Source organism: Acinetobacter tianfuensis (genome assembly GCF_003611465.1).
GTDB lineage: Bacteria > Pseudomonadota > Gammaproteobacteria > Pseudomonadales > Moraxellaceae > Acinetobacter > Acinetobacter tianfuensis.
Genome location: NZ_RAXV01000025.1, coordinates 13282 through 33980, shown reverse-complemented (window position 1 = coordinate 33980; position 20699 = coordinate 13282). Strand labels below are relative to the sequence as shown.

At 44.6% G+C, this 20699-nt stretch carries 13 protein-coding genes and 5 tRNA genes; 12 read left to right on the top strand and 6 right to left on the bottom strand.

All coding sequences use genetic code 11. From position 1 onward, the window contains the following. Nucleotides 1-14: 14 nt before the first annotated feature. From D7V32_RS11625 to D7V32_RS11580, 11 genes are all read left to right on the top strand, one after another. Nucleotides 15-90, top strand: a tRNA-Glu gene (locus D7V32_RS11625). A 152-nt stretch (nucleotides 91-242) separates the two neighbouring features. After that, the gene (locus D7V32_RS11620; RefSeq protein ID WP_120403026.1) at nucleotides 243-2753 is read left to right on the top strand and encodes a TonB-dependent receptor plug domain-containing protein; all 2511 of its coding nucleotides are present in this window, start codon (nucleotides 243-245) and stop codon (nucleotides 2751-2753) included. Between the two features lie 207 nt (nucleotides 2754-2960). Then, nucleotides 2961-3098, top strand: coding sequence for a hypothetical protein (locus D7V32_RS17325; protein WP_171407649.1), 138 nt, complete (start codon nucleotides 2961-2963; stop codon nucleotides 3096-3098). Between the two features lie 144 nt (nucleotides 3099-3242). After that, nucleotides 3243-4673 (top strand): amino acid permease, encoded by a 1431-nt coding sequence (locus D7V32_RS11615; RefSeq protein WP_120403025.1) that lies wholly within the window; start codon nucleotides 3243-3245, stop codon nucleotides 4671-4673. Between the two features lie 176 nt (nucleotides 4674-4849). After that, nucleotides 4850-4925, top strand: a tRNA-Glu gene (locus tag D7V32_RS11610). A gap of 111 nt (nucleotides 4926-5036) precedes the next feature. Then, a complete protein-coding gene (locus D7V32_RS11605) occupies nucleotides 5037-6449 on the top strand; it encodes an amino acid permease (RefSeq protein ID WP_120403024.1) in 1413 nt (470 codons plus the stop codon). 112 nt (nucleotides 6450-6561) lie between these two features. After that, entirely contained in the window at nucleotides 6562-7449 is an 888-nt protein-coding gene (locus D7V32_RS11600) for a hypothetical protein (RefSeq protein ID WP_120403023.1), read from the top strand. Between the two features lie 134 nt (nucleotides 7450-7583). Further along, a tRNA-Glu gene (locus D7V32_RS11595) sits at nucleotides 7584-7659 on the top strand. A 24-nt stretch (nucleotides 7660-7683) separates the two neighbouring features. Beyond that, nucleotides 7684-7759, top strand: a tRNA-Glu gene (locus D7V32_RS11590). 46 nt (nucleotides 7760-7805) lie between these two features. Further along, nucleotides 7806-7881, top strand: a tRNA-Glu gene (locus D7V32_RS11585). Between the two features lie 173 nt (nucleotides 7882-8054). Then, nucleotides 8055-8741: a glutathione S-transferase family protein gene (locus D7V32_RS11580; protein ID WP_120403022.1), complete on the top strand. Its 687-nt coding sequence runs from the start codon at nucleotides 8055-8057 to the stop codon at nucleotides 8739-8741. A gap of 17 nt (nucleotides 8742-8758) precedes the next feature. On the opposite strand, the gene D7V32_RS11575 is transcribed toward D7V32_RS11580, so the two are convergent. The 6 genes from D7V32_RS11575 to D7V32_RS11550 all read right to left on the bottom strand — a co-directional run bounded on the left by D7V32_RS11575 (nucleotide 8759) and on the right by D7V32_RS11550 (nucleotide 18959). Further along, entirely contained in the window at nucleotides 8759-10003 is a 1245-nt protein-coding gene (locus D7V32_RS11575) for an NADH:flavin oxidoreductase/NADH oxidase family protein (RefSeq protein WP_120403021.1), read from the bottom strand. A gap of 106 nt (nucleotides 10004-10109) precedes the next feature. Next, the gene (locus D7V32_RS11570) at nucleotides 10110-11714 is read right to left on the bottom strand and encodes an ABC transporter ATP-binding protein (RefSeq protein WP_120403020.1); all 1605 of its coding nucleotides are present in this window, start codon (nucleotides 11712-11714) and stop codon (nucleotides 10110-10112) included. Beyond that, nucleotides 11689-12702 carry an ABC transporter permease gene (locus D7V32_RS11565; protein ID WP_120403019.1) on the bottom strand — a complete coding sequence of 338 codons (1014 nt, stop codon included), beginning with the start codon at nucleotides 12700-12702 and terminating at the stop codon, nucleotides 11689-11691. Before D7V32_RS11565 ends, D7V32_RS11570 begins: the two co-directional genes overlap by 26 nt. Next, nucleotides 12702-13769, bottom strand: coding sequence for a microcin C ABC transporter permease YejB (locus tag D7V32_RS11560; protein WP_120403018.1), 1068 nt, complete (start codon nucleotides 13767-13769; stop codon nucleotides 12702-12704). Before D7V32_RS11560 ends, D7V32_RS11565 begins: the two co-directional genes overlap by 1 nt. A 24-nt stretch (nucleotides 13770-13793) precedes the next feature. Continuing rightward, on the bottom strand, nucleotides 13794-15608 hold the full coding sequence (locus D7V32_RS11555) for an extracellular solute-binding protein (RefSeq protein WP_120403017.1): 1815 nt from the start codon (nucleotides 15606-15608) through the stop codon (nucleotides 13794-13796). Between the two features lie 66 nt (nucleotides 15609-15674). Beyond that, on the bottom strand, nucleotides 15675-18959 hold the full coding sequence (locus tag D7V32_RS11550) for a LysM peptidoglycan-binding domain-containing protein (protein WP_120403016.1): 3285 nt from the start codon (nucleotides 18957-18959) through the stop codon (nucleotides 15675-15677). Nucleotides 18960-19166: 207 nt separating this feature from the next. Between D7V32_RS11550 and dnaQ the strand changes: the two genes are divergently transcribed. Next, the gene (gene dnaQ, locus D7V32_RS11545; RefSeq protein ID WP_120403015.1) at nucleotides 19167-20600 is read left to right on the top strand and encodes a DNA polymerase III subunit epsilon; all 1434 of its coding nucleotides are present in this window, start codon (nucleotides 19167-19169) and stop codon (nucleotides 20598-20600) included. The last annotated feature ends 99 nt before the right edge of the window (nucleotides 20601-20699 follow it).

Below are 20699 nucleotides of genomic sequence, written 5' to 3'. Positions count from 1 at the left end.
GCCATCTTCTAAACGTCCCTATCGTCTAGAGGCCTAGGACATCGCCCTTTCACGGCGGTAACCGGGGTTCGAATCCCCGTAGGGACGCCAATATCTTCTCCCCCTATTTAAAATCTACTTATACAACTCAGCTCATTAATTCTGTTGAATTTTTTATTGAAAATAATTCTCATTACTATTGATTATTTTATTTAAGTTAATGATAATCGTTCGCGCTTGTTTTATCACTTAAGTTCACTGCTATGCAATTCGTACAATCAAAACTTTCGCTTTCTATCTGCGCTGCCCTATTCCCTGTATTTGCATTTGCAGAAAATGAAAACACGCAAGTTGAAGTCACATTTAATACGATTGTCGTCGAAGCAAAAAAAACGGATGCAATTGGCCAAACAACCTATAGCAAAGAAGACTTAGAAAAAACACCGAACAGCTCGAAAAATATCACTGACTTTTTAAAAGTTAATCCAAATGTGCAGTTTGATCACAGTGTACGCAGCGGATTAAACCAAGGTGAACTCAGCGCAAGTGATATCAGTATCAATGGTTCTCAGCCTTATGAAAATAAAATATTAATCAATGGCATGAGCATCAATAACAATATCAACCCTATTGGCGCAAAAGAATCGAACGATCCAAACAGTTTAATGGGCAGCTCACAAACTGTTGCAGTAAATACAGATCTACTTTGCAGCATCACCGTATTAGATAGCAATGTCCGTGCCGAATACGGCGAATTTACTGGCGGTGTGGTCAGCGCAGAAACATGTAAACCCGCCACAGCTGTCGGAAAAATTCACGGCAGCATCAGCTATGATTACACTTCTGATCATTGGTCAAAAATAAACTTTTCCAGCCCTGAAGAACAATCAAATTTTGAAGAATCAACTACCGAATCGAACCAGCCTTTTTTTACAAAACAAGGAATTAGTGCCAATATCTACGGCAATCTGTCAGAACAGTTAGGCTTTAATGCGTTTGGCTCTTTCCGCAATTCAGATATTCCCTTAAAAACAACACTCAAAGACCCAACAGCTTTTGAACAAAACCGCACTGCAAGCAATGCAGGCCTAGAGCTTTTTTATACCCCAAATGACAAAACAGCATTAAAAATTGGCACTCAATTTTTTGAAAATGACGGTAAATACTTCAAAGCAAATATTAAAGACTCAGAATCAACGCACCGCTCAGATAGTCAAAGCATATACACACAGCTTGACAATCACTTCGACCAATTTCAGCTCACCCAACAACTCAACTACCAAAACCAAACAGCAGAAAGAAATGCAGCGCTGCATAGCTATAACTGGGCAAAATCAGCAGCAAAAGACTGGTCAACACTCAACGGTTTACAGCAGCAAGGTCATTTAGGTGATTTAAAACAACAAGAAGAAAAAATTGAGTATTCAATAAAAACGTTATTTAAGCCAATAACAACAGTATTTGGTCTGCACAATTTTAAAATAGGCGCTGGCTACGGACATTATAATGCCAGCTCTGAGCGCGCGAATAATACTTACGTTTACAGCTCACGTACGGACACTACAAGCTGTGTAAATGGAACAGAAGAACTAATTGCCTGTAATGACTCAAGCACAAAAAACAATACTTTCGGGCAGCGGATGACCTATCTGGCGCATGAAATTGATGTATCGCAAGACCGTGTCCACCTTTTTGCAGAAGACAATGTTCAATTTAATAATTACCTAAGCACAACCCTAGGTTTACGGGCAGATTATGATTCTCTCACTAAAGATATGAATCTAGCGCCTCGCAGCAGTTTTAGTTACCGCCCCTTTGGCGATCAACGTTTACATATTCTTACTGGCTGGAACCGTTATTATGGACTGAACTCATTTTCCAATGAACTCCTTGACCGTGTTGATCAATATCAAATTCGTGAAAATCGTCAAAAAGATTCTGCTGGCCTTTGGACAAATAATTGGACTGAAGATCAAACCTATGCAGGCCCAACAGCAACCTACCGCTCCGATTTAAAAACACCGCATTCAGATGAAATTGTTTTGGGATTGAATGGTGAATATCAAAATCTAAACTGGGGCCTTAAATGGGTAAACCGCAATAATAAGGATCAGCTTAAACAGACCATCTTAGAAAAAAATTCTGAAATCACAGGCAATATAAGTCAAAACACCAAGAGCTATGATAATTCAGGCCGCTCAGCCTCGGATATTTACACCTTTAACATTAAAAATATTGAAGCTTTACAATTCAAAAACTCACAGCATTACTTCAGCCTTGCTGCAGACTATTCCCAATCGGCACGCAACTTTGAAACCTATGCTGCAAGTATCATTAATGGGACTGCACAAGCCATGTATGACGGAAAATTGATTGATGCTGAAGATGTTCCTTCAAGCAATTACAATATTCCGTGGACTGTTCGTGCAACGTGGAATATTGGCTTCAACAACTTCCCGCTCCAAATCAGTAATTTTTTAAGTTATAAAAGTACATATGATGTGATGAAAAAAATTAGCTATTTGCATAAAGACAGCTATAAAGATGAAAGCGGCAATGCCTATGACACCTATGTACCTTTTGAAAATAAAAGCGCATTCAGCTGGGATATCAGAACCGCCTATAAACTTCCAATTGCTAAACAATATGAAGGGGTTTTAGGCCTAACGATTAATAACCTTACCAATAAAAACAATACAATTACCGCAACCAATGGAACATCCAGCCCTGAAATCGGCCGCCAATTCATTGCTGATGTAACCTTTAAATTTTAAGTATGAAAATAAATTAAGGGCGCTTAGCGCTCTTAATTTATGGGCTAAGCCATCAAAAAAGCAGACTTTACACAACCTGAACCCATCTCACTGCTTCAAACAAGCCGCTGCAAATAAAACAGTCTTCCCGCAAATCCAACTAAACCGCTTACACACCTGCCAATTTAAATTATAATTTATGCAGTTCATTTATAGATTGCAGTAAAAATGCTTAAGAAAATTTTATTGGTTCTGCTTATTTTATTTCCAGCAGCACTCTACCTATATATTGTTTCCAATGCTGAACAGCCCGCTCAAACACCAGCCCAGCCAGAAGCCTCCCACCCTCAAGATCAGCATCAATAAGATCAAATTTGCAGCAGACAATCTGCTGCAAATGCATCTATTTTGCAAATAGAGATAATTTTTTAATTTGAAATAACAATGTATAAGATCTATTTAAGCCATATAATCATAAAATAATAGTTTAGGTACACCTCTTTTCCTCACATGCAATCTCCTACTCCGTCTTCACCGCCAAATCAGGCGGGCGAACAGACTCAATCGTTAAAACGCTCAATGACCACACGGCATTTAATTATGCTGTCTCTGGGCGGCGCAATCGGTACAGGCTTATTTATGGGCTCTGGCGAAGTGATTTCACAGGCTGGCCCTTTGGGCGCTGTTATGGCCTATATCATTGGCGGCCTGATTGCCTATATGGTCATGCTCTGCTTAGGTGAACTTGCCGTTCATTTACCTGTTTCAGGATCTTTTGGCGCATTTGCCAGCAATTATATTGGCCCCGGCACTGGCTACATGGTGTCATGGATGTATTGGCTTGGCTGGTCCGCCACTTTAGGCACTGAATTTACTGCAGCAGCAATCCTTGCCCAGGAGTGGTTTCCGCATACCTCTGTTTGGTTATGGACACTTATTTTTGCAGCTGGGGTATTAATTTCAAATTTGAGCTCTACCCGCACATTTGCAGAATCTGAGTTTTGGCTGTCATTTATTAAAGTCGCAACCGTACTCGTTTTCATCTTTTTAGGTTTTGCCTGTATTTTCGGCTTTATTCCATTTCAAGGCTATAGCTCTGCACCATTATTTAGCAACCTAACTGAACATGGCTGGCTGCCAAATGGCCTATTCCCTCTCTTTGCAACGCTGCTCATCGTAAACTTTGCTTTCAATGGTACAGAAATGATCGGTATTGCTGCAGGTGAAACTGAAAATCCAGAAAAAAATGTTCCCAAAGCCATTCATGCTGCCGTTTGGCGTCTTATGATTTTCTTTGTGGGAACAATCATTGTCATTAGTTCACTCTTAAGCTATAGCGATGCAGGCTTAAATGTAGGCGGCCATGGCGGTTTAAGCAGCAGCCCCTTTGTTTCTGTTTTTAACCTGATGGGTATTCCTTATGCAGAAGACATTATCCGCTTTGTGATTATTACCGCATTGCTCTCTACTGCAAACTCTGGTTTATATGCAGCATCACGTATGATGTGGGCGCTTTCTGCTCAAAAACAGCTGCCCCGCATCTTTTCTAAAGTCAATAAAGCAGGAGTTCCTGTTGTTGCCATTTGGGTCACGATGATTGGCGGCTTACCCGGCTTGCTCTCAGAGCAATTCGGTGCAGATGTGATTTTCAAAAACCTGATGGGCGTAGCAGCATTCACCATGGTCATTGTTTGGATGAGCATTTGCTGGAGTCAATTTAACTTCCGCCGCCAATGGCTCAAACAAGGCCATACCGCTGCTAAACTTAAATTCCGCACACCATGGTTCCCATTTGTTCCAATTGCAGGCTTCATTTGCTGTACTGCAACAGGCCTCAGTATGGCTGCCGACCCTGAAATGCTCTCAGGTTTTATCGGTTGCTTATTATTTATGGCTGCCTGTTACGTCAGTTACTATTGGTTATATCACAATAAAAATTAAGCCTTAGCTTTATGCATTGCAAAGCGCAGTCAAAATACTGCGCTTTGCGCTTTAAAACACTTAAACCGCGCGAAACCTTTCATTTTTTAATCAACCAATTCAATAAATTAAAAAAAATTGCTATTCTTATTTGACAGCTTTTTTAAAAATCCCTAATATAGCCATCACCTCGCAACGTCCCTATCGTCTAGAGGCCTAGGACATCGCCCTTTCACGGCGGTAACCGGGGTTCGAATCCCCGTAGGGACGCCATATATCACTCATGTGATTCATAAATAAAAATTATCTTATTCATAATTCAATTGCAGATTTTCTGTTTTTCTCTACAATACCCTGCTTCATCCCTATTTTTTTATTCATCCTATGCACTCATCTCCGAATGATGCTTCGCATCAGGGCAATTCTGCGCCTTTAAAACGCGCTATGAGTACTCGACATCTGGTTATGATTTCGCTTGGCGGCGCAATCGGTACAGGCCTATTTTTAGGGTCGGGTGAAGTCATTGCACAAACGGGGCCTGTAGGTGCCATTATTTCTTATTTCCTTGGCGGTATCATTGCTTATATGGTCATGCTCTGCCTTGGTGAACTTGCAGTACATATGCCAGAATCCGGTTCATTCGGCGCTTATGCAAAGCGCTATATTGGCCCAGGCACTGGCTACACTATCACTTGGCTGTATTGGCTGACATGGTCAGTGACTTTAGGGACCGAATTTACTGCCGCTGCATTACTCATGCAGGAATGGTTCCCAGACAGCTCTATGTGGATGTGGACGCTGATCTTTGGCGCTTTTGTATTTAGCTTAAATATGATTTCCACCAAATGGTTTGCAGAATCAGAGTTTTGGCTTGCTTTAGTTAAAGTCATTACTGTTGTTGCATTTATTTTGCTTGGCTTATTGGCTATTTTTGGCGTCATCAGCTACCAAGGCCAAGAAACTGCGCCGCTATTCAGCAATCTCACGGCACAAGGCTGGTTTCCAGAAGGCTTATTCCCCATCTTTGCCACCATGCTGATTGTAAACTTTGCATTCTCTGGCACAGAACTGATTGGTGTGGCTGCCGGTGAAACCAAAGATCCTGCAAAAAATGTTCCCAAAGCAATTAATACCGCAATTTTCCGCTTATTAATTTTCTTTGTCGGTACAATTATCGTTGTCACTTGCCTATTGCCGCATCAAGAAGCAGGTATCGGCGGTGACGGTGTCAGCAGCTCACCTTTTGTGGCAGTATTCCAGCACATTGGCATTCCATATGCTGAAGATGTAATTCGTTTCGTGATTATCACAGCATTACTTTCGGCTGCAAACTCTGGTTTATTTGCCGCATCACGCATGATGTGGTCACTGTCTTACAATAAGCAATTGCCTGCCGTTTTCGCAAAATTAAATTCACGCGGCATTCCTTATGTTGCTGTTATCGTCACAATGATTGGCGGTATGCCGGGTTTGCTTTCTGAGCAATTTGCGCCTGAAACGATTTTCACCAACTTGCTTGGAATTGCTGCCTTTACTATGGTTGTAGTTTGGATGAGCATCTGCTTAAGTCAATTCAACTTCCGCCGTCAATGGTATAAAGATGGCCACACCAAAGCAGAATTAGGCTTTGCCGCTCCGCTCTTTCCAATCGTACCTATTTTAGGTTTCATCTTTTGCTTTATTACTTGTATGAGTATGGTCTTTGACCCATCTATGCGTATCAGCTTCTTTGGCTGTTTAGCATTTATTGCTGCCTGTTATGCCAGCTACTATACGTTTTATCACAACAAGTCTTAATCAGCAGTTATACGCTAAAGAAGTCAAATGACAATTTAGCAGCAAATTAGAGCAGCTTAGGCTGCTCTTTTTTATGTATAACTAATTTATGTTCATCTCAGATTGGCGCTAGATGAAAATATTATTTATACATGGCATGAACCAGCAGCAATACACAGCCAAAACATTAGAACAGCACTGGCTGCACATTTTCCAGCAGGGGCTAAATAATGCTCAGAGCACACTTCGCGCTCAAGAGTTAAATATCCGCTTTGCTTTTTATGGCGATTTATTGCAAAAACACCGCTTAGCCAATACTTTGGACTTAAATACGCTGCTGCCAAAAAGTTTTGCACAGCATTTCCCTTTACATTTGCACCCGCATTTAACAGGCAAAATGCATGATCAGGACTTCATCCCTTTCCTGCTGCATGACAGCGCTGCTCAAACGCTGCCCTTTTCTGAAAAATTAGCCTTATTTACTGCACTCAGCAAAGACATGATCTTTAAAGAATTGTCTATTCTGCTCAATCATTTTCCTAAATTACATGATGCACTGATTCACCGCTTTTTAATTGAAACCTATCTGTATTTATCCAACGAATGTTTTACCCAAGAAGTGCATGCGCGGATTTTACAGACTTTAGACCGTCATGAACCGCACATTGTGGTTGCACATTCGCTTGGAACGATCATCGCCTACAATCTGCTGTATGCACATCCCGAATTTGCCATTCAGGACCTGATCACGCTTGGTTCACCGCTGGTATTCCGTGTCATTCAAGACAAAATTCAGCATCCGATCCGCAGGCCTGCCGGTATTTCAGGCAATTGGATCAACTTCTATTCATCTGATGATTTTTTAACAGCTTTCCCGCTCTCCGAGCCGCCATTTAACTTTCAGCCCGCGATCATTAACCGCCAAATTCAAACCTTTGCAGCACAGCCCCATGAAATTATGGGCTATCTGCAGCATCCAGATGTTATCCACGAAATCTTATCCGCCTTAGAAAAACGGTAAATTTCGCCTATTATTTCCGCATATCTAAAAATTACGCGCACAAATTATCCAGTTGTTAAAATTTTATGATTTTATTTTAGAAATGCGTTTGACACCCCCCTATTTTCACCCTATTATACGCCCACCTCTGAAACGTCCCTATCGTCTAGAGGCCTAGGACATCGCCCTTTCACGGCGGTAACCGGGGTTCGAATCCCCGTAGGGACGCCAATTTTCAGAAGTACATTTTATTAAGTCCCTATCGTCTAGAGGCCTAGGACATCGCCCTTTCACGGCGGTAACCGGGGTTCGAATCCCCGTAGGGACGCCATTACTTCTAACAGAAAGTAGCGGTTTTAAAATATAACTTCTGTACTGTCCCTATCGTCTAGAGGCCTAGGACATCGCCCTTTCACGGCGGTAACCGGGGTTCGAATCCCCGTAGGGACGCCATATTCAGGATGGCAACATCTTATAAAAAAGCCCAAGCATGATGACTTGGGCTTTTTTATTGTTTGCTCATTTTATAAATACAATGCTTTTCAAAATACTTGCCGTATAGATGCAGATCAAAAACACTTCATCTGCTATATTCAGCAATATAAAATTTATTCAAAAAATACTGCATGCAAAATAGTACGCTTCAGCTTTTTCATAAAACCAACTCACGCTCACAACGTATCATTTGGCTTTTTGAAGAATTACAGCTTCCCTATGAACTTTGTTTTGAGCAGCAGCTTAATACTGCACAATCTGCAGTCACCCAAAAATATCCCACAGTAAAAATTAGCAATACAAAGTCTACTTTTGAGCTGACAGAAAGCAGCGCTATCGCAGAGTATTTTTGCCAAAAAGAACAGCGGCTAATAATTTCACCTGAACATAAAAATTTTAGCAATTACTGTTTATACAAAAACTTTGCAGATGCCAGCTTTATGCCTAATTTAGCGCTGAAACAAGTGTTCAGCCAAATTGTGCAAAATACCCCTTGGCCTGTTCGCTTTATCAGTTTGGCTTTTAAAGCAGCATTTAACAAAGCCTATCTAAACCCTGAACTGCAACGCCAGCTGCAGCATCTTGAACAGCATTTGCAGCTGCATCCTTGGCTCGCGGGCAATGACTTCAGTACTGCTGATCTTCTGCTATGGTTTCCGCTCTATGCCTGCCAATATGCTGCGCCTCAGTTCCAACAATATGACGCTTTAAACCGTTATTTAAGGCAAATAGAGAGCAGACCCGCCTTCCAGCAAGCGTGCGCCAAAGGACAATGGTCTGCTCAAGAGTTTCAGCGCTATTGGCAAATAACCCAATAAAAGCAAAAATGATGCAGTTAAGCCGATTTACGTGAATTCACGCGGCCTTTAATCACGGCGGTTAAATTGCCTTTTAAATAATTAAAGAACACTTTTAATGGCGACAGTTTAGGATTTGGCTGTTTGCCCTCGCCAATCGATTTAAATTGCGCTGCATACCAAATAATTTCCATAATCGCCATTTTATCAACCATCGGAATGCCAGTTTTAATTTTGTCGACACCATAACGTACATCCTGACCTGCAATTAAGCGGTCTGCCAGTGCGGGTTCCACCGCAAATGGACGTGCAATACCGATAAATTCGCAAGCGCCACTATCCAATGCTGCATTCATACCTTCAACGGTACGGAAACCGCCTGTCACCATGAGATGACATTTCACTTCTTTACGGATTTTTGCCGCAAAATCCAAGAAATAGGCTTCACGGGCAATGGTCGAAGCTTTGCGTTTCTCTTCTTTTGCACCAGCCATGGCTGGCGCTTCATAGGTGCCGCCAGACACTTCAATCAAATCAATACCCGCTGCATCAATGGCTTTAAATACCGTGACCACGTCTTCTTCAGTAATGCCGCCGCGCTGAAAATCGGCTGAATTGAGCTTTACCGAAATAATAAAATTGTCAGATGTTGCTGCACGTACAGCTTTATAGGCTTCAAGCAAGAAGCGCATACGGTTTTCAATTGAACCGCCCCATTGGTCGGTACGCTGATTGGTCAGTGGCGACAAAAACTGGCTGATGAGATAGCCATGTGCACCATGCAGCTGCACGCCTTCAAATCCGGCTTTTTCACAAACCGCTGCTGCTGTAGCAAAACGCTGAATAATGTCTAAAATTTCCTCTTCACGCAGTGCGCGCGGCGTGCCAAAAGTCGTCGCTAGCATTGGGCTGAATGCAACCGCTGACGGTGCGACGGTTTCTTTATTTAAGCCCTTCGGACACTGACGCCCCGGATGTGACAGCTGCACCAATTGCACCATGCCGTATTTTTTACCGACATCAGCCCATTGCTTGAGTAAAGCTAAATCCCGTTCAGATTCAACCCCAACCACGCCCGGTTCATTTTTAGCGCGCAAATCTACCATCACGTTGCCGGTAATTGCACAGCCTAAACCGCCCTTAGCCCAGGCCTCATACAAACCAAAATGCAGATGGTTTGGCTGTCCTGCCGTATTGGCCAGCGCTTCGCTCATTGCGCCTTTAATAATGCGGTTTTTAAACTGTGTACTGCGGATCTGTATCGATTCGGCAAGATGGCTCATGTTGTTATATCCATTATTTTTAATTGACATCTTTACTCTAATGACATTTATCTGCACGTCAATAGCAGTTAGACAATTTATATTGTCACTTTAGGTAAAACCAGTATCAATACTGGCTGGCAGCAATCAATTTCTGCGTATACTCCGCCTGCGGATGTGCAAATAACTGGTCGGTATCTTGAAATTCAAACACTTGCGCATGACGCAGCACCAGCACTTTTTGGCATAGCGCTTTCACCACTTGCAAGTCATGACTGATGAACAAATAGCTCATACCCGTTTCTTGCTGCAAACGGCGCAGCAATTTTACAATCGCACGCTGTGTAGTACGGTCCAATGCCGAAGTCGGCTCATCCATAATCAATACTTTCGGCTGCAGCACCAACGCCCGCGCTAACGCAATACGCTGACGCTGACCGCCTGACAGTTCATGTGGATAGCGCTGTTTAAAACTGACTGGTAATTCCACCTGCTGCAAAGCGGCCTCAATTTTCGCGCTGATTTCTGCCGCTGAAAGTTTTTTTAAGGCCAAGCCTTCACCAATAGTTTGCTCGACATTCAAACGCGGGTTTAAGCTGCTGAACGGATCTTGAAACACGATTTGAAAATCACTGCGTAAAAGCCTCAGCTGCTTTTCATTCAACTGATTCAAATCTTGTCCTTGCAACAGGATTTGGCCTTCACTGTCAATCAAACGCGAAACAGCCAAAGCCAAGGAGCTTTTACCCGAACCGCTTTCACCCACAATGCCGATAGACTGACCTTGCTGCAGCGCCATGCTCAAAGGCTCAACCGCCACAAAGTAATCTTTAATACGGTTCAATAAACCCTGCTTGATCGGAAATCTGACGCCTAAATTTTCCAACTGCAGCAGCACAGGCTGAGTTTCAAGCTTTAGCGCTTCACCAAAATCATGATTCAGCAAATTCCGAGTATAGTCCTGCTCAGGCGCAGCAAAAATCTGCTGTACACCGCCCTGTTCAACAGCCTCACCTTTATGCATCACAATCACTTGATCGGCATATTTACGCACTAGATTCAAGTCATGACTGATCAAGATCATCGCCATCTTACGGCTTTGCTGCAGTTCCTTGAGCAGATTGAGAATCTGTGCCTGCAAGGTCACATCCAATGCAGTAGTCGGTTCATCGGCAATCAGAATCTCAGGGTCCAGCGCCAAAGCCATCGCAATCATCACCCGCTGGCGCTGACCGCCAGACAATTCATGCGGATAGCGCTTTAATTTTTCTTCAGGCTCAGGAATACCGACATCTTGCAGCAACTGAATCACTCGTTCTCGGGTTTTGGCCTTCGACCAGCCGCGCAGCAGCAGGCTTTCACCGATAATTTTTTCTACACGGTGCAGCGGATTCAGCGCCGTCATCGGCTCCTGAAAAATCATCGCAATTTTTTCACCGCGGATTTGGCGCAATCCTGCGGGATTCATCGCCAGCAGGTTTTGCCCGTTCAGCAGCGCTTGTCCTGTGACCTGTAGATTTTTCGGTAATAGCCCCAATACCGCCAGACTGCTGATGGATTTTCCAGAACCGCTTTCACCGACAATCGCCAGTGTTTCACCCGCCTGCAGATCAAAACTCAAGGCCTGAACCAAAGCCTGTTCTTCATGTTGAATATGCAGCTGACTCACTGACAAGGTTGAATGCTGCACTGTATTTTGTGGCATGTTATTGACGTCTTGGATCGAATGCATCACGCGCCGCCTCCCCAATATAAATCAGCAATGACAGCACAATTGCCAAAGTGAAAAAGCCTGACAGCGCCAGCCACGGCGCATTTAAGTTATTTTTACCCTGCAGCAGCAGCTCACCCAAAGATGCCGCATCTGGCGGTAAACCATAACCTAAAAAGTCCAAAGCTGTTAAAGCGGTAATATTGGCGGTCAGCATAAACGGCAGCTGTGACAAACTTGAACTCATGGCATTGGGCAAAATATGCCGGAAAATAATCGCACGATCCGACACACCCAAACTGCGCGCCGCGCGTACATAGTCAAAATTCCGCGCGCGCAGAAATTCTGCACGGACTAGCCCCACCAATGCTGTCCAGCCAAACAGCAGCATAATCACAAACAGCCAATACACGCTTGGGGTAAACATGCTGACCAAAATCATCACCATGAACAGCATCGGCAGGCCACCCCAAACTTCTAAAATGCGCTGTCCAATCAGGTCAATCCAACCGCCATAATAGCCCTGCACTGCGCCGACAATAATACCAAGCACCGCCGAAGCCAGCGTCAAAGCAAAACCAAACAGCAATGACACCCGCAAACCATATAAAATACGCGCCAAAACATCACGGCCTTGATCATCGGTGCCTAGCCAGTTTTGCGCAGTCGGCGCGGACGGCACCGGCACGGCCAATTCCAAATTCGGTGTTTGATAAGAAAAATGATTGATCGGCCACAGCGCCCAACCTTTGTTATCAATCAGCTGCTGCACCGCAGGGTCTTTATAATCGGCTTCAGTTTCAAATACACCACCAAACGCAGTTTCAGGGTAGCTTTTAAATGCCGGCACATACAGGCTGCTGCCGTATTTCACTAGCAGTGGCTTATCATTGGCAATCAGTTCTGCACCAAGCGACAGCACAAAAATCACGGCAAAAATAATAAAACAGCCAAAACCGAGCTTATTTTGCTTAAAGCGCTTTAACCGCGCCTGCATCATTGGGGACATTATTTTGCTCCCCGTGATTCAAAGTTAATGCGCGGGTCAATCACCTGATACAGCACATCACTAATTAAACGCAGAATCAGCCCTAACAGCGTGAAAATAAATAAAGTACCAAAAATCACTGGATAATCGCGCTGCACAATGGCCTCAAAACCCAACAGACCTAAGCCGTCCAAATTGAAAATAATCTCAATAAATAAATTGCCCACAAAGAAGATACCAATTAATGCTTCAGGCAAACCTGCAATGACAATCAGCATGGCGTTGCGGAACACATGACCATAGAGCACACGCGACTCGGTTAAACCTTTGGAGCGTGCTGCCAGTACATACTGCTTATTTAGCTCTTCCATAAAGGAATATTTGGTTAAGTAGGTCAGTCCTGCGAAGCCGCCAATCACCATGGCCAACAGCGGTAAGGTCATATGCCAGAAATAATCAGTGATTTTGCCCCATAGACTGAGTTCAGCAAAATTTTCCGACACCAAACCCTGCAGCGGAAACCACTGAAAATAGGAGCCACCTGCAAAAAATACAATCAGCAAAATGGCAAAAGCAAAGGCTGGAATGGCATAACCCACTGCGAGCAACATCGACGTGGCTTTATCAAACAGCAGACCATGCTGACGGGCTTTTTTGATGCCCAGTGGAATCGACACCAAATAAATCAGTAGTGTGCTCCATAACCCCAAAGATAACGAAACTGGCAATTTTTCCCAAAGCAATTGAGTTACAGGCTTATCTTTAAAGAAACTGGTACCAAAATCTAAAGTGGCATAGCCTTTCAGCATGTGCCAAAAACGGATATGGGCCGGCTGATCAAAACCATATTGTGCTTCAATCTTTTGCACCATCTCGTCACTGAGACCTTTGGCGCCTTGATACTTGCTGCCGCCTTGCGCAGTTTCCCCGCCGCCCGCGGTTCCCATGCCCTGAAAAGCTTCGGCCTGCTGAATCGCCTGTTCCACTGGCCCGCCCGGTGCAATCTGAATAACGATGAAGTTAATCAGCAGAATCACCAACAGTGTGGGGATAATCAGCAGCAGACGTTTTAAAATATAGGTGCCCATCATTATTATCCTTATGCTTTGGGCTTATTGCTTACGCAAATAGCTGGTGACTTTCTGCGCTTGTGCGGGATCGCTCCACCAGTAGTCAATACCGGTAGACAGTTTCGGCTTCACGGCTGGCTGTTTATACATATTCCAATAGGCCAGCCAGTTTTCTCCCTTGCCATAGGTCGGGATTTGATAATAGCCTGCCCGCAGCAAACGGTCTAAAGCGCGCGTACGAATGACCAAAGCCTGCCGGTCTGGCGCACGAATCACCTGCTCAACCACCGCATCAATTACGGGATTTTTAATGCCGGCATAGTTATAATTGCCGGGCTGATCCGCCGATGCGCTGCCCCAAAACTGTGCCTGTTCATTGCCCGGACTTAAGGATTGCGGCATCACGCTGGTGGTCATATCAAAATCTTTGCTGCGCATACGCTCGATGTATTGCGGCACATCCACTTGACGGATATTCACCTGTATGCCCAAACGCTTCATATTGCGCACAAAGGGCATCAAAGTACGCTGCAAACCTTCCTGATGAATCAAAAATTCAATTTGAATCGGCTGGCCTTTTTTGTCCAGTAGCTGACCATTTTTATATTTGTAGCCCGCATTGAGCAGCAGCTGACGTGCCGTCAGCAGGTTATTGCGGTTAAATCCGCTGGCATCGGAAACCGGATACTTCCAGTTTTTCAATACGCCTATACGCTGCACAGAATCCAATTTCGGCAGCAGCGGTTTCAGCACAGCCAGCTCTGCGGCGGAAGGCGTGCCTTTGGCTTCCAATTCACTGTTGGCAAAATAACTTTGCAAACGGGTATATTGCCCATAAAACAGCGCTTTATTCTGCCATTCAAAATCATAGGCATAGGTCAGCGCCTGACGCAGACGGATATCCTGAAATGGATTACGGCGCGTATTAAAGACAAAACTTTGCGTAGCAATCGGATTACTGTGCTTAAAACGGTATTTCACCACCATACCGGCTTTGACCGCAGGGAAATTATATTCTGTCACCCATTTGCGCGCAGTGTATTCTTCATGCAGAGTATATTGCCCAGACTTAAAGCCCTCGAAGGCAATGTCTAAACTGCGGTAATACACATATTTCAAGCGGTCAAAGTTATAGCGGCCTTTGTTGACGGGCAAATCTTTGCCCCAATAATTGGGATTGCGTTTATAACTGAGACTGCGCCCCGCATCAATGCGGTCTAGCAAATAAGGCCCTGATCCCAAGATCGGCTGCATGGTCACACGGGTAAAGTCTTTTTTGGCCCAGTCTTTTTTCGAATAGATTGGCAACTGTGACAAAATCAGCGGCATTTCCGCATTGTTGTCCGACTTAAAGCTCATTTTCACTTGATGCTTGGAAAGCACTTCCGTTTTCGCCAAATCCGCCAGATACATTTGCAGCCCCGGATTAGATTTGGTCTGGTAAGCGTCAAAACTGAATTTGACATCTTCCGCTGTCACAGGTGAACCGTCACTGAATTTCGCTTTCGGGTTCAAATGAAAGATCACAAAAGAGGTTTTTTGAGGATCAAAGGTGGCTTTTTCAGCCAAGAGCGGATACATCACGCCCGGCTCATTTAAAGAGCTGCTCATCAACGAGTCAAATAAATAATTTACCCCATCCGCAGCGCTGCCTTTGCCATTCATACTATTTAAGTTATCAAATGTGCCATTGCTGGCTGTACTTAAATAACCGCCTTTAGGCGCCTGAGCATTTGCATAGGGCATTACAGCACTGCGGGCGTACTGCGGCGCACTATGAATAGCAATATATGGTGTGGTCTGAACAGCAGACCAGCCCGCCTGTGCATAAACGGCCACCCCGAAAGCCAAGCACATTGGCTTGGCTTGAGTAAAGATCCTTTTCACGCGGCTCCCTTGCTTTGTGATTTATATTTTTAAGTATTAATTTGGCACTCTAATCACATCGCCAATCCGCAGCTGTGCAGAAGGCTTCAAATTATTCATTTCAGCCAGTGCGTCTCTTTCTACACCGTAACGGCTGGCAAGGCCAATCAAGGTATCGCCGCGCTTAATGCGGTACTCTGTCACTAACTTAGGGACATTAATTTTTTGCCCCACACGTAAGCCAGCTTTGGCGCTTAAGTTATTCATTGCCGCCAGCTCTGCAGCTGGCATACCATAACGGCTTGAAATTGCATGCAAAGACTCGCCTGAACTAACAGTATAGCTTTCTGTATTGCCGCTGTACGAACTTGATACTGCAGATTTAACCATTTTTTCCGCTTCAGCCTTCGGCACATCGCCATCAATTTTTAAGCGCTGGCCTACACGTAATGCGCTGCTGCGCGATAAGCCATTCAAGTCAGCAACATAGCCAATCTGAAGTTTATATTTTTGCGCAATGGAAGACAGTGTTTCACCTGCACGGACAGTATGCGTATCTGATGGCTCACCATTGCTGACACGGGTATCCGCTTTAACCTCATTACGGCTTTCAGATTTTACTGCTGCAGGCTCACCTGTCAGCTGCAAACGCTGGCCTACGCGTAATGACGCGGTACGGCTCATGCCATTCAAATTCGCAATATCATCAATACTCATGTCAAAACGGTTTGCTATTGCCGTTAAGCTGTCACCCGGCTGCACAACATACTGTTCTGGCGCTTTACTTACAGCGGGCACTTTCAAACTTTGACCAATACGCAGGCCAGTATTTGCAGAAATATTATTTAAATCCGCCAATTCAGACACACTGATTTTAGACTGGCTCGCAACGCTATATAGCGTATCGCCACGCTGTACGCTGTAGCTTTCTGTTTTATAGCTAGGCGCTGCTTTAATATCTGTTTTCAATTCTGATTTAGCCGGCGATGCAGGCGCATCATTCACTTCATTTAACGGCACCTGAATCTTCTGACCAACCATCAAACTGCTGCCTGCATTCAAGCCCGCTGTTAAATCTGCCAGCTCCTGATTAGACAATGCATAACGGTCTGCTATCAGCTTTAAGTATTCGCCGCGTTTAACCGTATATGTTTTCGTTGCTGCTTTGACCGTTTTTTCAGCCGCTGCTTTTTTAGCGTCTGCATCAGCTTTGGCTTGCAGTTGTTTTGCCTTAGATGCGGGCGTTTCTTTCAAGCTCAGCTTTTGACCTACCAACAAACCGCTGCTGGTCTCTAAACCATTTAAATCCGCCAGCTGTTTTACAGTGAGGCCAAATTGACTTGCAACCCCAGTTAAGCTGTCATTGGCTTTCACCACATAGCTTTCTGGCTGCTTCGCTTTTACCTCTTCTTGCACAACGGGTTTTGCGTCATATAAATAAATGGCCGTGCCGACATACAGCTTCGACTCAGCATCCATTTGGTTCCACTTCGCCACGTCACGCCAGTTCACGCCATTTTTCATCGCAATCACGGCTAAGGTGTCGCCCGCTTGTACTGTATAAGTGCTGCGTTTTCCTTTCGGCGCGACAACTACAACTTCAGAGTCTGTTTGAATGACGTTTTTGCCTTGATTACGCTTAGCTTCCTCTGAATCTGAAGTTGTGCTTTCCGCTACGCTTTTCGGATAAGCAAAGCCCTTCGTCAGCTCTTTGCCTTGCTGTTCTGCTACAGACAAACTGGTCTGAATTGCAGTCAATTTAATTTTACCGTCATACGGATCAACAATTTCAGTACCGCTTGGCGCTAAAGCTTTCAACTCTTGAACCACCTCATCCTGTTCAGCTTTGCTGGCTACAGGTTTCAGCACTTCATCCACAGTTTGCGTTTTGCCTTCTGCCTGAATAGCCGTCATGATTTGCTCACGCTCTTTCGCGCTGACTGGCGGCTCAACTGTCACTTTGCTGGCAACAGGAGTTGTTGGCGTTACTGCGACTGGAATACGCGGCGCACTTGGAATATCACTATTCGATGCAAATGCAGCCAAGGCCGAAGAACCTTTAGGCGTCATGCTTAATGGACGGCTTGGCGCAGATGCCGCAGCAGTCACTGCAGGCTTTTCAGCGGCTTGAACTGGTGTTTTTACCGTTGCAGCAATAACTGGCGGAGTAACTTTAGACGGCGCAATCGTCTTGCTGTTCATTTCTGGCGGCGCAGCTTTAGACGGCGAAACCGTCACATTATTTTTAGGCAAGTTTGAATTAGACGACGCCCATAAACCGCTTGCAGACTGCATTTTTTTCAGACGTTCATCTACAGATGGGCTGATATCCGCTGGAATCAAAATCTTCATTGGGCTTGCAGTATCAATAAAGTCTGTGCGGTGACCTGGGTTCAGCGCATATAGCTCTGCACGGCTTAAACCTGTAATCGAAGAAATATCATTTAAATTGGCAGCGCCAACCATCACTTCTCTAAAGTGAGGACGGTTAGCAATTGGCGGCAAACTGACACCATATGCATTTGGATTTTTAATAATTTGCGCTACCGCCAAGAAACGGGGCACATAATTCATTGTTTCTTGCGGCAGTTTTAAAGACCAATAATCTGTCGGCAAGCCTGCAGCGCGGTTACGGTTAATTGCCTGCTGAATACGTCCCGGGCCTGCGTTATATGCCGCAAGCGCCAGCTCCCATGAACCGAACTGATTATACAGACTGCCTAAAAATTCATATGCAGCGCGTGTCGATTCAACAACATCGCGGCGGCCGTCATATTGAGAGGTTTGCTTTAAGCCATAAATACGGCCTGTGCTTGGAATAAACTGCCATAAGCCAGCTGCGGCTGCGCTGGATGTTGCTGCAGGGTCATACGAACTTTCAATCACAGGAAGCAAAGCCAATTCCGTCGGCAGACCGCGGCGTTCCGCTTCTTTGACCGTATGAAATAAATAACGAGATGCACGGGCGCTCAGACGCTCAATATACGGCTGACGTGAAATAAACCAGCCGCGCTGCGCTTCAATGCGCGGATCCCAATGATTTAAATCCATTTTAAAGCCCACTGTCATGCGTTTCCACACATCACCGTGTTTCAGCACCAGCAGGCGGTCGCCTTCTACTGCACGCATATCGGTCGCAGAAAGCAAGTCTTCCAAACCATCCAAACTGTCTGCGCCCATCAGACCTGATGAACCAACCATTTTTGACTTCGATGCTTGAGTTGCGCTGGACGATGAAGAGCAGCCCGTTAAGCCTAAAGCAATAACCGCTGATCCTAAAATTGTCATTTTAAATAAGGCAGGCAAAGCAGGCTGACACCAGTTCTTGGTTGGTTTATACATAAAAATATCCAAACAGCTCGTATAAAATTTATTTTTTAGATATGCCATTGTAGTGAAGCGGGACGCAGACACAAGGCAGTAATTTAACGCTATTTAGGTATAAATGTTACAAGAAATTAAAAAATAACGCTGAACTAGCGCGCTCAGATGTATTTGCGTTATACAATAGTCCATTCTGTTTGATAATTTTAGTTTGGATGCAGTTTTATGGCTCAAACAATTACGCTTTATGTAGATGGCGCTTGTAAAGGCAACCCCGGATTAGGGGGTTGGGGCGCATATATTTTAAGCGAAGGCCAAGAGCAGAGAATTTGCGGCGGAGAGGCTGAAACCACCAACAACCGCATGGAGCTGACTGCGGCCATTGAAGGCATTAAACACTGCCCTGCAGATGCCAAACTGATTATCTGGACTGATTCCAACTATGTAAAACAAGGCATTACCGAATGGATTCATGGCTGGAAAAAGAAAAACTGGAAAGATGTTAAAAATCCAGATTTATGGAAGCTGCTGGATGCAACCTGCCAAGGCCGTGAAATTGAATGGAACTGGATTAAAGGCCACGCTGGGCATGCCGGCAATGAAATGGCTGACCAGCTGGCAAACCAAGGTGTGGAAGAAACATTAAAAAGAATCAATGGCGGTCAAACTGATGAGCTTAAAAAAAAAGTTGAATCAGACTGGCTGTTAAACGATCCTTTTGGCTTAGATACAGCTGAAGATGAAGAACTAGAAGAAGATGAGTTTACTGAAGAAGACAGCAGCATCTTAGAAGAAGAAAAAGCAATGCCTGAACAGACTGAAATACAAAGCGCAGCAGCCCCTCTGCCAGCGGCGGAAGAAAAGGAGCATACGGCGGTTATCGCAAATGCTTCAGCTTCTGTGATTCTGCCCGCTGAAATTATGCACCCTATGGTCATTGTGACTCCGCCGACGGTTGAAGCCCATGGCCCGCGCCAGCTGATTCTAGATACAGAAACCACAGGTTTCTACTATCAGGACGGCGACCGCATCATTGAGGTAGGCGCGATTGAAATGATCAACCGAAAACTGACCGGCAGCTCAATTCATATTTACATTAACCCAAAGAAACCCGTTGGCGACTCTGAAAATGTCCATGGCATCAGCGATGATTTCTTAAAAGACAAGCCGCTATATGCAGAAATTGCTAAACCGCTGTTTGAATATCTAAAAGGCGCAGAAATTATTGCGCATAATGCAAGCTTCGACATGAACTTCTTAGATATGGAATTCAAACGCGCAGGCTACCCTGCACTGTCTGAAGTCTGTGAAGTGACCGATACTTTAGCGATGGCTAAGGCCAAGCACCCCGGCCAGAAAAACTCACTTGATGCACTGAGCCGCCGCTATGAAATTGTACAGCGCGACCGTACTTTCCACGGCGCTTTGCTTGATGCCGAAATTCTGTCCGATGTCTACTTAGCCATGACAGGCGGTCAGGTTTCCTTTGATATGGATGCCCTGACACACAGCGAAACAGAACAAAATTCCGGCTCACGCCAAAGCATACAAATTGAACTGCCGATAATCATGCCAAGCGCTGAAGAACTAGAAGCACATGAGAAATGGGTCAAACAATTCGAAGAAAAACATGGAACACCTTGCCTTTTTGCAAAATAAAAACTAAATTTCATTTTGGATTTAGTATTTAAACATTCATAACTTACGTTATAGTTGAATATAAAAGATGGTCCGCCGTTCAGGCGGTTCACAAACAAG